Annotated in this window: 9 protein-coding genes; 8 read left to right on the top strand and 1 reads right to left on the bottom strand. The window is 64.4% G+C overall.

Features of this window, described 5'->3' with window-relative positions:
- Nucleotides 1-80: 80 nt before the first annotated feature.
- Nucleotides 81-2,405, top strand: coding sequence for a Tex family protein (locus tag NKI20_RS05880; protein ID WP_352599768.1), 2,325 nt, complete (start codon nucleotides 81-83; stop codon nucleotides 2,403-2,405).
- Here NKI20_RS05880 and NKI20_RS05875 read toward each other — a convergent pair whose 3' ends face one another.
- Entirely contained in the window at nucleotides 2,406-3,317 is a 912-nt protein-coding gene (locus tag NKI20_RS05875; protein WP_352829077.1) for a LysR family transcriptional regulator, read from the bottom strand.
- Nucleotides 3,318-3,472: 155 nt separating this feature from the next.
- Here NKI20_RS05875 and NKI20_RS05870 point away from each other — a divergent pair, with 155 nt between their 5' ends.
- The 7 genes from NKI20_RS05870 to NKI20_RS05840 all read left to right on the top strand — a co-directional run bounded on the left by NKI20_RS05870 (nucleotide 3,473) and on the right by NKI20_RS05840 (nucleotide 14,433).
- A complete protein-coding gene (locus NKI20_RS05870) occupies nucleotides 3,473-4,669 on the top strand; it encodes an acyl-CoA dehydrogenase (RefSeq protein ID WP_352829075.1) in 1,197 nt (398 codons plus the stop codon).
- A 112-nt stretch (nucleotides 4,670-4,781) separates the two neighbouring features.
- Nucleotides 4,782-8,141, top strand: coding sequence for a transglutaminase family protein (locus NKI20_RS05865; protein ID WP_352829073.1), 3,360 nt, complete (start codon nucleotides 4,782-4,784; stop codon nucleotides 8,139-8,141).
- Between the two features lie 6 nt (nucleotides 8,142-8,147).
- Nucleotides 8,148-10,559 carry a circularly permuted type 2 ATP-grasp protein gene (locus NKI20_RS05860; RefSeq protein ID WP_352829071.1) on the top strand — a complete coding sequence of 804 codons (2,412 nt, stop codon included), beginning with the start codon at nucleotides 8,148-8,150 and terminating at the stop codon, nucleotides 10,557-10,559.
- A 28-nt stretch (nucleotides 10,560-10,587) separates the two neighbouring features.
- Nucleotides 10,588-11,472: a transglutaminase family protein gene (locus NKI20_RS05855; protein ID WP_023761648.1), complete on the top strand. Its 885-nt coding sequence runs from the start codon at nucleotides 10,588-10,590 to the stop codon at nucleotides 11,470-11,472.
- 100 nt (nucleotides 11,473-11,572) lie between these two features.
- A complete protein-coding gene (locus tag NKI20_RS05850; RefSeq protein WP_352829069.1) occupies nucleotides 11,573-12,679 on the top strand; it encodes a DNA topoisomerase IB in 1,107 nt (368 codons plus the stop codon).
- 108 nt (nucleotides 12,680-12,787) lie between these two features.
- The gene (locus NKI20_RS05845) at nucleotides 12,788-13,162 is read left to right on the top strand and encodes a YciI family protein (protein ID WP_352599780.1); all 375 of its coding nucleotides are present in this window, start codon (nucleotides 12,788-12,790) and stop codon (nucleotides 13,160-13,162) included.
- Nucleotides 13,159-14,433, top strand: a complete 1,275-nt coding sequence (locus tag NKI20_RS05840) for an RNA polymerase sigma factor (RefSeq protein WP_352829068.1) — start codon at nucleotides 13,159-13,161, stop codon at nucleotides 14,431-14,433. Before NKI20_RS05845 ends, NKI20_RS05840 begins: the two co-directional genes overlap by 4 nt.
- The last annotated feature ends 70 nt before the right edge of the window (nucleotides 14,434-14,503 follow it).

Raw genomic sequence — 14,503 nt, 5'->3', positions numbered from 1 at the left:
GGGCTGATCAAAGCGCGGCGGTTGGCGGACCGAGCATCTGCGCCTATGGTCCCCGCTCTTTCGACGAGAGCAGGAACGACATGGCATCCGACATCAAGCGCATCGCAGCCATCATCGCGGCCGAGATCAGTGCCCGGCCCGAACAGGCGGTCGCTGCGATCGAATTGCTCGACGAGGGCGCGACGGTGCCGTTCGTGGCGCGCTACCGCAAGGAGGTCACCGGCGGGCTGGACGACACGCAATTGCGCGACCTTGCCGAACGGCTTGCCTACCTGCGCGAGCTCGATGCCCGCCGCGACACCATCCTTGGCTCCATCCGCGAGCAGGGCAAGCTGACCGCAGAGCTTGAGGGCAAGATCGTCGCCGCCACCACCAAGGCGGAACTGGAAGATATCTATCTGCCCTACAAGCCCAAGCGCCGCACCAAAGCCGAGATCGCTCGGGAGCGCGGGCTGGGGCCGCTGGCGGAAGCCATTCTCGCCGACCGCTCGCTCGTTCCGGCCGAACTGGCGCTAGCTTATGTCAGCGAAGATGTTGCCGACGCCAAGGCGGCGCTCGACGGCGCGCGCGACATCCTGTCGGAACAGTTCGCCGAGAATGCCGACCTGATCGGCAAGTTGCGCACCCACATGAAGGAACGTGCTTTCATGCGGGCCAGGGTGGTCGACGGCAAACAAGAGGCCGGCGCGAAATTCTCCGATTATTTCGACCATGTCGAGCGCTGGGCGAATGTGCCGAGCCATCGCGCGCTGGCGATGCTGCGCGGCCGCAACGAGGAAGTGCTGTCGCTCGACATCGAGGTCGATGCCGACGACGCTTCGCCGGTGAAGCCGGTCGAGCGGATGATCGCCAATGCCTATGCCATCGGCGGCAGCCTGCCGGGCGACCGCTGGCTGATGGAGGTGGCGGGCTGGACCTGGCGCATAAAACTGTCGCTGCACCTGACGCTCGATTTGATGCGCGATCTGCGCGAACGAGCGGAAGAGGAAGCGATCCACGTCTTTGCCCGCAATCTAAAGGATTTGCTGCTCGCGGCTCCCGCCGGTTCTCGTGCCACGATGGGGCTCGACCCCGGCATCCGCACCGGCGTCAAGGTGGCGGTGGTCGACGGAACCGGCAAGGTGCTGACCACGACGACGGTCTATCCGTTTCCGCCGAGGAACGATGTGCGTGGCACACAGGCGGAACTCGCCAAGCTTATCCGCCTGCACAAGGTCGAACTGATCTCGATCGGCAACGGCACCGGCAGCCGCGAGACGGAAAAGCTGGTGGCGGACATGCTGTCCGACATGCCGGCGGACGGTGGCCCGAAGCCATTGAAGGTGATCGTTAGCGAGGCGGGCGCCTCGGTCTATTCGGCATCGGCGACGGCGGCGGCGGAATTCCCCGGCCTCGACGTATCCTTGCGAGGCGCCGTGTCGATCGCACGGCGGCTGCAGGATCCGCTGGCCGAGCTGGTCAAGATCGAGCCAAAATCGATCGGCGTCGGCCAATATCAGCACGATGTCGACCAGTACCGGCTGGGACGTTCGCTGGAAGCGGTGGTGGAGGATGCCGTCAACGCCGTCGGCGTCGATCTCAACACCGCCTCGGCGCCACTCCTGGCGCGCGTTTCAGGTCTCGGTGCGTCACTCGCGGACGCCATTGTCGCGCATCGCGATGCGACCGGCCCTTTCGCCAGCCGGAAGGATCTGCTGAAGGTCGCCCGCCTTGGACCTCGGGCGTTCGAGCAAAGCGCCGGCTTCCTGCGCATTGCCAATGGCAGCGAGCCGCTCGATGCCTCGTCGGTGCACCCCGAAGCCTATGGCGTGGCGAAGAAGATCGTTGCCGCCTGTGGGCGCGATGTCCGTTCGCTGATGGGGGACAGTGCAACACTGAAGGCGCTCGACCCGCGCGTCTTCGTCGATGAGCGTTTCGGCTTGCCAACGGTGCGCGATATCCTGGCGGAGCTGGAAAAGCCCGGCCGCGACCCGCGCCCCGGTTTCAAGACGGCGACCTTCGCCGACGGCATCGACGACATCAAGGATCTGAAGCCCGGCATGCTGCTGGAAGGCACCGTCACCAATGTCGCTGCCTTCGGCGCCTTCGTCGATATCGGCGTCCACCAGGACGGGCTGGTGCACGTCTCGCAGCTGGCTGACCGGTTCATCAAGGACGCACATGAGGTGGTCAAGGCTGGCGATGTGGTCAAGGTGCGCGTCGTCGATGTCGACATCAAGCGAAAGCGTATCGCGCTTTCGATGCGCAAGGACGGGGGCGAAGGCGGGGCACCGCGCGGTGGGCCGCGCGACAATGGCGGCGGCAGGCCAGCGCCACGTGCACCGGCGCCGCAGCGCCAACCGGAGCGGCCCGCACAGCAAGGCGCGTTCGGCGCGGCGCTGGCCGATGCGCTGAAGCGGAAGTAGCTACCAAGCCAGAACTGCCGGCTCCTTCTCAACCTGACCCAGCAACCAGTCGCGAAAGCTGGCGACGGGGGGATGGCCGCGCTTGTCGTGCGGGACGACGAGATAGTAGGCGCTGCGGCTTTGCATCGGCTGGCCGGGCGCCAGCACGAGCTGGCCGCGATGCAATTCGCCTGCGATGAGGATCAGCGGCAACAGCGCCACGCCGAGGCCAGCCATGCAGGCCTGGGCAGCGGTGCCGAACTGTTCGAACTGCATGCCGGGTCCGCTCGGCGCGCTCAGCCCCTGGTGCTCGAACCATTCGGTCCAGGCGCCGGGCCGCGTCGCCATATGCAGCAGCGGCAAGCGGCCGATATCGGCCGGTGAGGCGATGGCGCGGCCGGCGAGGAATTCTGGCGAGACGACCGGGGCCACCGTTTCGCGAACCAGAAGCGTCGAGTCGGCCTCCGGCCAGTCCGGCAGGCCGTAGTGGATTGCCGCATCCAGCCGCTCGCGTGCGAAGTCGAAGCGGCCGACGCGGGTGACGAAGTTGATGGTGATATCGGGATTGTTTTCGACGAAATCGGGGATCATCGGCATCAGCCAGCGCGTGCCGAAGGTCGGCAATATGGCAAGGTTCAGGATGCCGCTATGGCGATTGCTCATCAATCCAAGGGCTGCGTCACGCAACTGGCCAAGCGCTGAACGCACCGCGTCGGCGTAGATTTCGCCTGATGTCGACAGCCTGACATTGCGGCTGTCGCGCTCGAACAATCGGCGGCCGAACTGATCTTCCAGCAACCTGATTTGCCGGCTGACCGCCCCCTGGGTCAGATCGAGCTCCTGGGCGGCGGCGGTGAAGCTGCCGAGCCGGGCCACAGCCTCGAAGGCGGCAAGGGCGCTGATGTTGGGCAAAAGTCGGCGCTGGACACTCATGATCCATTACTAACGCTCATTGATCGGTGAAGCAATTTCGTTTGATTTTTTCAAGGCGCAGGCCGATAAGCCGGGCCAAGATTTTGCTTCATGCATGTCGTCATCCAAAACTGCTGAACATGTTTGGGCGACATGCATTGGTTTGGGAGAATGCCATGGCTGCCAACAAGAATGCATTCGTCTGGGAAGACCCGTTCCTGATCGAGGACCAGCTTTCGGAAGACGAGCGCATGGTGCGCGATGGTGCGGCAGCCTTTGCCGCCGACAGACTGGCGCCTCGAATCGAGGACGCCTATCTCAACGAGACCTTCGACACCGCGATCTTCCGCGAAATGGGCGAGGCCGGCCTGCTCGGCATCAATATTCCCGAGGAGTTTGGCGGCCTCGGCGCGAACTATGTGACCTACGGGTTGGTCGCGCGCGAAGTCGAACGTGTTGACTCCGGCTATCGCTCGATGATGTCAGTGCAGTCGTCGCTGGTGATGTACCCGATCTATGCCTATGGCTCGGACGAACAGCGCAGAAAATACCTGCCCAAGCTCGCCAGCGGCGAGTGGATCGGCTGTTTCGGCCTGACCGAGCCGGATGCCGGCTCCGACCCCGGCGGCATGAAGACGCGCGCCGACAAGACCGCGAACGGCTACAGGCTGTCCGGCTCCAAGATGTGGATTTCCAACGCGCCGGTCGCCGACGTGTTCGTCGTCTGGGCGAAGTTGAAGGGCGAGAACGGCAAGGACGAGATCCGCGGCTTTGTGCTGGAAAAGGGCATGAAGGGGCTTTCGGCTCCGACGATCGGCGGCAAGCTGTCGCTGCGGGCATCGATCACCGGCGAAGTGGTGATGGAAGGCGTCGAAGTCGGCGAAGACGCGCTGTTGCCCAACGCCAAGGGGCTTGGCGGTCCATTCGGCTGCCTCAACCGGGCCCGCTACGGCATTTCCTGGGGCTCGATGGGGGCTGCGGAAGATTGCTGGCACCGCGCCCGCCAATACGGTCTTGATCGCAAGCAGTTCGGCAAGCCGTTGGCCGGCACGCAGCTTTACCAGAAGAAGCTCGCCGACATGCAGACCGAGATAGCGCTTGGGCTGCAGGCATCGTTGCGCGTCGGACGGTTGCTCGATGAAGGCAAGATGGCGCCGGAAATGATCTCGATCGTCAAGCGCAACAATTGCGGCAAGGCGCTCGATATCGCCCGCCAGGCCCGCGACATGCATGGCGGCAACGGCATCCAGATCGGCTACCACGTCATGCGCCATGCGCAGAACCTGGAGACGGTCAACACCTATGAGGGCACGCATGACGTGCACGCGCTGATCCTGGGACGGGCGCAGACGGGGATACAGGCGTTCTTCTGAGCGTTCGGCAGCTGCTTAAATTAGGTGCACCGCAACATCTCTGCTTGGAGAATGGCCGCCTGATGTGTCAGGGTTCAGCGAAATCGTTTGAAACGCTGAATTCCGGGGCTTCATGGCAATTCTGGCAGCTGTCTATCACCTGACCCATTACAAGTACGACCGGCCGGTGGTTCTCGGTCCCCAGATCATCAGGCTGCAGCCGGCGCCGCATTCCCGCACCAAGGTGCTCAGCCATTCGCTCAAAGTCGAGCCGGCGAACCACTTCGTCAATCTGCAGCAGGATCCCTACGGCAACTTCCTTGCCCGCTTCGTCTTCCCGGAGCCGGTGACGGAGCTGAAGATCGAGGTCGACCTTGTCGCTGACATGACGGTCTACAATCCGTTCGACTTCTTCGTCGAACCATCGGCCGAGACCTTCCCGTTCGAGTACCCGGAAGAGATACGCGACGATCTCGCCATCTACCGGACGCCGGAGCCGGCCGGCCCGTTGCTTTCGGCCTTGCTCGGAACAATCGACCGCAGCGCGCCGAATACTGTCAATTTCCTCGTCGATCTCAATGCGCGGCTGCAGCGCGAAATTGCCTATATCGTTCGCATGGAGACCGGTGTGTTCTCGCCGGAGGAGACGCTTGCGGCGAAAAAGGGTTCGTGCCGGGATTCGAGCTGGCTGCTGGTGCAGATCCTGCGCAATCTCGGCATCGCCGCGCGCTTCGTTTCCGGCTACCTGATCCAGTTGAAGCCGGATCTGGTGGCGCTCGACGGGCCAGCCGGAACCGCCGTCGACTTCACCGACCTGCATGCCTGGTGCGAGGTCTATCTTCCCGGCGCGGGCTGGATCGGCTTCGACCCGACCTCGGGCCTGCTCACCGGCGAAAGTCATGTGCCGCTGGCGGCGACGCCGCATTTCCGCAACGCTGCCCCGATTTCCGGCATGGCGAGCTTCGCCAATGTCGAATTCGGCTTCGACATGCGGGTAGACCGCATCGCAGAGCACCCGCGCATCACCAAGCCGTTTTCGGACGAAAGCTGGCAGGCGCTCGACGCGCTGGGCAACAAGGTCGATGCCGCACTGTCGGCCGGGGACGTGCGGCTGACGATGGGCGGCGAGCCGACTTTCGTGTCGATCGACGATTTCGAGTCGGCCGAATGGAATACCGCCGCCGTCGGCCCGACCAAGCGCGAAAAGGCCGATGAACTGATCCGAAAACTGCGCGAACGTTTCGCGCCGGGTGGTTTCCTCCACTATGGCCAGGGCAAATGGTATCCGGGCGAGAGCCTGCCGCGCTGGACCTTCTCGCTCTACTGGCGGGCCGATGGCGAGCCGGTGTGGAGCGACCCGTCGCTGATCGCGCGCGAAAAGAGCGAGGCCGATGTCGGCCCGAAACAGGCCGAAAGCCTACTGACCGCGATTGCCGGCGAACTCGGCATCGACAAAAGCATGGTCAGCGAAGCCTATGAGGATCCGGCCGAGTGGCTGCTCAAGGAGGGCAAGCTGCCGGACAATGTCGATCCGTCCAACTCCAAGCTTGAGGACCCGGAAGAGCGCAGCCGCATGGCGAAAGTGTTCGAACGCGGGCTGACCAAGCCGTCGGGTTACGTGTTGCCCGTGCAGCGCTGGAACAGCCAGGCGTCAGGGCCGCGCTGGCGCTCGGAAAGATGGCATACGCGGCGCGGCCGGCTGTTCCTGGTGCCGGGCGATTCACCCGTCGGCTACCGCTTGCCGCTCGGCACGTTGCCCTATGTGCCGCCGGCGCAGTTCCCCTACATCGTGCCGGTCGATCCATCGCTGCCGCGCGGACCGTTGCCCGCGCGCGAAGCCATATTGCCCGGGACGGCTCCGGCCGAACAGGAAGGCGCCGACGAGATGGCGCGCCGCCAGCAGGCGGCGTCCTTCACGGCGGCGACCGGCCAGCAGGATCGGGTGGAACAGGAGATCACCGAGATCGGCGGCGCGGTGCGCACCGCACTTTCGGTCGAACCGCGCGACGGCCGGCTCTGCGTGTTCATGCCGCCAGTCGAAGCGCTGGAGGATTATCTCGAACTGGTCGCGGCGGCCGAAAACGCGGCAAAGGCGATCGGCCTTCCCGTGCATATCGAAGGCTATGGCCCGCCGCATGATCCGCGCCTCAACGTCATCCGCGTGGCGCCCGATCCCGGCGTCATCGAGGTCAACATCCATCCGGCTTCGAACTGGCAGGATTGCGTGGCGACGACGACGGCGATCTACGAGGAAGCGCGGCAGACACGACTTGGCGCCGATAAATTCATGATCGACGGCCGCCATACCGGCACCGGCGGCGGCAACCATGTCGTCGTCGGCGGCGCGACGCCCAATGACAGCCCATTCCTGCGCCGGCCGGACCTGTTGAAGAGCCTGGTGCTGCAATGGCAGCGGCGTCCGTCGCTGTCCTATCTGTTCTCCGGTCTGTTCATCGGCCCGACAAGCCAGGCGCCGCGCTTCGACGAGGCGCGTCACGACTCGCTCTACGAGCTCGAAATCGCGATGGCGCAGGTGCCGCATCCAGATCAGGGCGCGGCACCCTTGCCTTGGCTGGTCGACCGACTGTTCCGCAATTTGTTGACCGACGTCACCGGAAATACGCACCGTTCGGAAATCTGCATCGACAAGCTGTTCTCGCCGGACGGGCCGACCGGCCGGCTGGGTCTTGTCGAGTTCCGCGGCTTCGAGATGCCGCCCAATGCGCGCATGAGCCTGGCGCAGCAACTGCTTGTCAGGGCGATCATTGCCCGCGCGTGGAAGAGCCCGCTCGACGGCCGCTTCGTGCGCTGGGGTACGTCGCTGCACGATCGCTTCATGCTGCCGCACTATGTCTGGGCCGATTTTCTCGACGTGCTTGACGACCTCAAGCTCAACGGTTTCGAGTTCAGGCCCGAATGGTTCGACGCCCAGCTCGAGTTCCGCTTCCCGTTCTGCGGCGAGGTTCAGCACGCGGGCGTCAAGCTGGAACTGCGCCAGGCGCTGGAGCCGTGGCATGTCATGGGCGAGCAAGGAGCGATCGGTGGTACCGTGCGCTTCGTCGATTCCTCGGTCGAGCGGCTGCAGGTCAAGACCGAAGGTCTCAATCCGGAGCGGCACGCGATCGTTTGCAACGGCCGCATCGTGCCCATGAAGGTCACGGACAATCGCGAAGTCGCCGTGGCGGGCGTCCGTTTCAAGGCCTGGCAACCGGCCTCCGGTCTGCATCCGGCACTGCCGGTCAACACGCCGCTGGTGTTCGATATCTATGACCGCTGGTCGGGCCGGGCGGTCGGCGGCTGCGTCTACCATGTCGCGCATCCGGGCGGGCGCAACTACGATACATTCCCGGTCAACGGCAATGAGGCGGAGGCACGGCGCCTCGCCCGCTTCGAACCGCGCGGGCATACGCCGTCCGCCTATGTGCTGCGTGAAGAACAACCGGCGGAAGATTTCCCGATGACCCTTGACCTTCGGCGGCCGGCAAGACTCTGATCAGCGATGGCGAAGGGGAATCACAGACGAGTACGCGGCAAGCCGCAGATCCACAGCCTGCTGGAGCACTACCAGCCGATCGACGGCGTCGTCGACGAGATGGTCGATGCGTCAGGAAACCCCCGTCCGACCTGGAAACACTTCATCGAGGCGCTCGACGAGCTGGGGCCTGAAAAGCTTGGCCAGCGCTTTGCCCGCGCCGACCAGTATCTGCGCGATGCCGGTGTTTATTACCGCGTCTACGACAAGGCTGGCGCCAATGAGCGCGAATGGCCGCTGGCGCACGTCCCGGTTCTTATCGAAGAGAGCGAGTGGGCGGCGATCAGCGCCGGCCTCGTGCAGCGCGCCGAACTGTTCGAGGAAACAATCGCCGATATTTACGGGCCGAACCGGCTGGTCGAGAAAGGCATCCTGCCGGCGGGACTGATCGCGGCGAGCCCGGAGTATTTGCGTCCCGTCGTCGGCACCAAGCCGGCCGGTGGCCATTTCCTGCATTTCTGCGCCTTCGAACTCGGCCGTGGGCCTGACGGCCAATGGTGGGTGCTTGGCGACCGCACCCAGGCGCCGTCGGGCGCCGGCTTCGCACTGGAGAACCGTGTCGCCACCACGCGCGCGCTGTCCGATATCTATGGCGAGATGCATGTGCACCGCCTTGCCGGCTTCTTTCGCCGCTTTCGCGATGCACTGATCGGCATGGCCAAGGAGACCGACGGCCGCGTTGCCATCCTGACGCCTGGGCCGCTCAACGAAACCTATTACGAACACGCCTATATCGCTCGCTATCTCGGCATCATGCTGCTCGAAGGCGAGGATTTGACTGTTTCCGGCGGCAGGCTGATGGTGCGCACGGTTTCCGGGCTGATGCCGATCAGCGTGTTGTGGCGGCGGCTCGATGCTGCTTTTGCAGATCCGCTCGAACTGCGCGCGGACTCGCAGATCGGCACGCCGGGCCTGGTCGAGGCGATCCGCCAGGCTGCGGTTGCGACGGTCAATGCGCTGGGCTCCGGCCTGATGGAGACGCGGGCGCTGCTTGCCTTCCTGCCCAAGATCTCGCGCGCCTTGCGGGGCGAGGAATTGCTGCTGCCAAGTGTCGCGACATGGTGGTGCGGGCAAGCAACCGAACGCGCGCATGTGCTGGCCAATATCGACCGCATGGTGATCGGGCCAGCGCTGTCGACGAGACTTGCCTTCGAGGATGACGATCAGACGAAGCTCGGCTCGGCGCTGTCGGCCGGGGAGCGGGCGGAGCTGGTGTCGCGCATCGAGCGCGATGGCGGCAACTTCGTCGGCCAGGAAGCGGTGACGCTTTCGACGACGCCCGTCTATGTCGGGGGCTGGCTGGAGCCCCGGCCGGCGAGCCTGCGGGTCTATCTGGCGCGAACGCCCGCAGGCTGGACGGTGATGCCGGGTGGCTTTGCCCGCGTCGGCCTGTCGCTCGACCCGACGGCGATCGCGATGCAGCGCGGAGGCCAGGCGGCGGACGTCTGGGTGGTCAGCGAGCGACCGGTGGAGCGCGAGACGCTGCTGCCGCAAGAGGGCGACAGTTTCACGCGCACCAAGCCCGGTAGCCTGCCCAGCCGCGCGGCGGAGAACCTGACCTGGCTCGGACGTTACATCGAACGCTCGGAAGACACGGTGCGCATCCTGCGCGCCTATCATGTGCGGCTGGCCGAAACCTCCGACCCGGATATGCCGCTGCTCGCCGACATCAGGGAGTATCTCCAACCTTTCGGCATCGACATCGAGACGGCGATCCCGTCAGGGCTGATCGGTACGCTGGATAGCGCGGTCTACAGCGCCGGTCAGATTCGCGACCGCTTCTCGCCCGATGGCTGGCTGGCGCTGAAGGACCTGTCGAAGACCATCCATCAGTTCGCAACGACGGTAGCGCCAGGCGACGACGCGACCCGGGCGATGACGGTCATCCTGCGCAAGCTCGCTGGCTTTTCCGGCCTGCTGCACGAGAACATGTACCGCTTCGCCGGCTGGCGCTTCCTCGAGATCGGCCGGAGGCTGGAGCGCGGCATCCAGATCGCCCGTACGCTATCGCGGCTGACCAGCGCCAAGGCGCCGGACGGCGCGCTCGACATGATGCTGGAGATCGGCGACAGCGTGATGACCCACCGTCGGCAATATCCGGTGCAGGCCGGCCGGCGCACGGTAGTCGATCTCTTGGCGCTCGACCCGCTCAATCCTCGCTCCATCCTGTTCCAGCTCGAAAGGCTGAAGGCCGAGATCGGCCTGTTGCCATCGCTCGGCCGGCAAGGGCACATGTCGCCGGCGGCGAAGGAAATCCTGCAGCTCAACACTGCCATCGCCATCAAGGAGCCTTCGGACATGACAGCGAAGGCGCTGGATGATCTCGCCCACGAAATCGGCGGCCTCTACAACAGCCTCGCCAAAGCCTATTTCGGCTAAGCCGGTTCCGAAACGAGAAAAGTAGAGCATGCTTTACGACATCAGGCTTCATCTCCATTACGACTATGCCGCGGCGGCCGGTGGCGGCCGCCATCAGATCCGCGTGCTGCCGTCGACGATATCGGACGTTCAGCGCGTCATCGCGGCATCCTTGTCCTTTGCGCCGGCGCCCAATGAGCGTTCGGATTTTCCCGATTTCTTCGGCAACAACGTCACGTCGATCGCCTTTCGCGACGCGCATGACACACTCGACATAAGGATGAGCGCACGCGTATCGGTGTCGCGGCCCGAGCCCGGCCTCGACGTGTCGCCCGATATCGGCAGGCTCAGGCAGGAGCTTGCCGCCGTGCGGTCGCTGGCGCCTGATACACCCCACCATTTCCTGGCGGCCAGCATTCATGCCGGCATCGATGGTGCGATCACCGGCTACGCTCGGGATAGTGTCGCCGGCTCTGCCGCCGGCACGGCGATGAACCTGTGCAATCGCATCCATCGCGATTTCACCTATGACGGCGAGGCGACCACGGTGCGAACCAGGGCCAGCGACGCCTTCAAGTTGAAGCGCGGTGTATGCCAGGATTTTTCGCATATCATGATCGCCGGCCTGCGCGGGCTCGGTATTCCGGCCGGCTACGTCAGCGGCTTCCTGCGCACCATCCCGCCGAAGGGCAAACCCCGGCTTGAAGGCGCCGATGCCATGCATGCCTGGGTCAAGGTCTGGTGCGGGCGCGACGCCGGCTGGCAGGAATTCGATCCGACCAACGGCATGCGGGCCAGCAACGACCACATCACCGTCGGTTACGGCCGCGACTACTCGGACGTGGCACCGATCGTGGGCGTTCTCAAGACCACGGGGGGACAGGTCGGCGAGCAAGCTGTCGACGTCATTCCGGTCGTGCTCGAAAAGGCCTGAGCTTCGGGCCGGCGCTCTCGCCCGCCCCCGGCTTTTCCGACCATACGTGGAACCAGCAATCGGCCAATGGCTTATCTACGGATATTTGCGCGGAGCTGACATGCTGCAGAAATCCGGATTGTCGCACAGCCGATCGGCTGACGGAGACACTGTGCCGAAAAATGGCACGCCGAAGAACGGGTCGCAAAGCTCGGCCGATCATGCGTCGCTTACCTATGTCAGTGATGCCGAGCCGGGTATCCGGCGGCTGAAGACAGGCAAGGGATTTACCTACAAGGGGCCGGATGGACGGCCGGTTTCGGATGCTACCAAGGCGCGTATCGAGGCAATTGTCATTCCGCCAGCCTGGACGGATGTGTGGATTTCGCCCGACGCCGACGGCCATATCCAGGCAACGGGCAGGGACCTGCGCGGACGCAAGCAATACCGCTACCATCCGCAATGGGCCGAAGAACGCGACGGCGCCAAATATTCAAGCCTCGTCGCCTTTGCCGAAAGCCTGCCGACCCTGCGGCGCAGGATCGACAGCGATCTGCGCCGTCCCGGTTTGCCGTTCGAGCGTGTCGTCGCCGCGGTCGTCTGGCTACTCGACAACACGATGATCCGGGTCGGCAATGCCGCTTATGCCCGCGACAACAAGAGTTTCGGGCTGACCACGTTGCGTGACCGCCATGTCGATATCGTCGGTTCAAGCCTGCGCTTTGCCTTCAACGGCAAGTCCGGCAAGGAGTGGAAGCTGAAGCTGGTCGACCGCCGGATCGCCAGGATTGTCCGCGGCGCGCAGGATCTGCCGGGCCAGAAGCTGTTTCAGTACCTCGATGACGGCGGCAACAGGCGGCCGGTCCACTCGGAGGACGTCAACCGCTATATCCGTGAGGCGGCTGGCGATGCCTTCAGCTCGAAGCATTTCCGCACCTGGGGCGGCACCATCCACGCCGCGTCGCTGTTTGCACAGACGGAAATGCCGGAAAGCCAGGCACAGCAAAAGCGGGTGATGAACAGCGTCGTCGACAAGGTCGCCGAGCGGCTGGGCAACACGCGTGCCGTCTGCCGCAAATGCTACATCCACCCGCAGGTCTTCGAGGCGTGGTCAAAGGGGCGATTGCTGGACGAAATGGCACAGGCCAACAAGCATAAGCGCTCGATCGATGGTCTGGACGATGAGGAAGCGCTCGTGCTGCGATGGCTGAAGCTGCACGAAAGCTGACCGGCAGCGACGGAGCGACGCCAAATCCGCCGCCTCGGGATTTTTTTATCGACGCCGTGTCGGGATCGGTCTTACTGTTTCGTCCTTTGACAGAGAAAAGGACCCGCCATGCTCTACGCAATCCTCTGCTATGCTTCCGAAGATGTCGTCTGCTCCTGGAGCAAGGCACAGGACGACGAGGTCATGGCCAATCTCCGCGACGTCCAGGACAAATATGTCAAAGCTGGCAGGCTTGGCCCGGTGGCAAGGCTCTTGCCGACCACGGCCGCGACGACGCTGAGGAGGGTCAAGGGCGAAGCGGTCGTCATCGACGGTCCGTTTGCCGAGACCAAGGAACAATTCCTCGGCTTCTACACGCTCGAATGCGGCGATCTCGACGAGGCCGTGGAGTTCGCCCGCGAACTTTCCGAGGTCAATCCGAGTGGCGGCTCTTACGAGATCCGGCCGGTCTCGGTCTTCAACCGCAACAAGGTCCCGGCATGACCGAACTTGCCTGGATCAGCTCCGCGATCAGCGCCGCCCGTCCGCAGGCGATGGGCGCGCTGCTGCGTTATTTCCGCGATCTCGATACGGCGGAAGAAGCTTTCCAGGACGCGTGCCTCAGGGCCATCAAGAACTGGCCGCAGAACGGTCCGCCGCGTGATCCGGCGGCATGGCTGATCTTTGTCGGCCGCAACAGCGGCATCGACGCGGTGCGCAAGCGGGCCAAACAGGCGCCGATGCCGGAGGAAGACCAGATCTCGGATCTGGAAGACGCCGAAAGCGATATCGCCGAGCGGCTGGACGGGGCGCATTACCGCGACGACATATTGCGGCTGCTGTTCATCTGCTGCCATCCCGACCTGCCGGCAACGCAGCAGATCGCGGTGGCGCTGCGGATTGTCTCGGGCCTCACCGTCAAGCAGATCGCGCGGGCCTTCCTGGTTGGCGAAAGCGCCATGGAGCAGCGCATCACCCGCGCCAAGGCGCGCATTGCGGACGCCGGCGTGCCATTCGAGACGCCGGGCGCAGTCGAGCGGTCGGAACGGCTCGCCGCCGTCGCCGCGATGGTCTACCTGATCTTCAACGAAGGCTATTCGACCAACAGCGGCGAGGCGCCTGCTCGTGCGCCGCTGTGCGAGGAGGCGATCCGGCTGGCACGGCTGTTGCTGCGGCTGTTCCAGACCGAGCCCGAGATCATGGGGCTGACGGCGCTGCTGCTTCTGCAGCATGCGCGCGCACCGGCCCGTTTCGACGAAGACGGCGAGATCGTGCTGCTCGAGGATCAGGATCGCAGCCTGTGGAGCCGCAAGATGATCGATGAGGGGCTGGCACTGGTCGACAAGGCGCTGCGCCATCGCAAGCCCGGCCCCTACCAGGTTCAGGCGGCCATTGCCGCGCTGCATGCGCGGGCTGAAAAGGCCGAGGACACCGACTGGAACGAGATCGACCTGCTCTATCGCGTGCTCGAGCAGATGCAGCCATCACCGGTGATCACGCTCAACCGGGCCGTCGCCGTCTCGAAGGTGCGTGGTCCGGCAGAGGCGCTCGCCATGATCGAGCCGCTGGAAGAACGGCTTTCCGGCTATTTCCACTTCTTCGGCCTCAAGGGTGGGCTTCTGATGCAGCTTGAGCGGGGCGAGGAGGCGCGTGTCGCCTTCGACCGCGCGATTGCGCTGGCGAACACGGCGGCGGAAGCGGCTCATATCCGCATGCATATCGACCGGCTGATGAAGGACGGGGCCACCCGCGCGCCGACGCAAAAGGCAAACTGAGCGCCGTCCGCATGTCTGGCTCAATCGTGTCGCCTGGGCTTGGACCATGCCGGGGTGGCGATTCTTCCCC

The organism is Mesorhizobium sp. M0830 (assembly GCF_040319965.1).
Lineage (GTDB): Bacteria > Pseudomonadota > Alphaproteobacteria > Rhizobiales > Rhizobiaceae > Mesorhizobium.
This window is presented reverse-complemented; position numbering and strand designations above follow the sequence as displayed.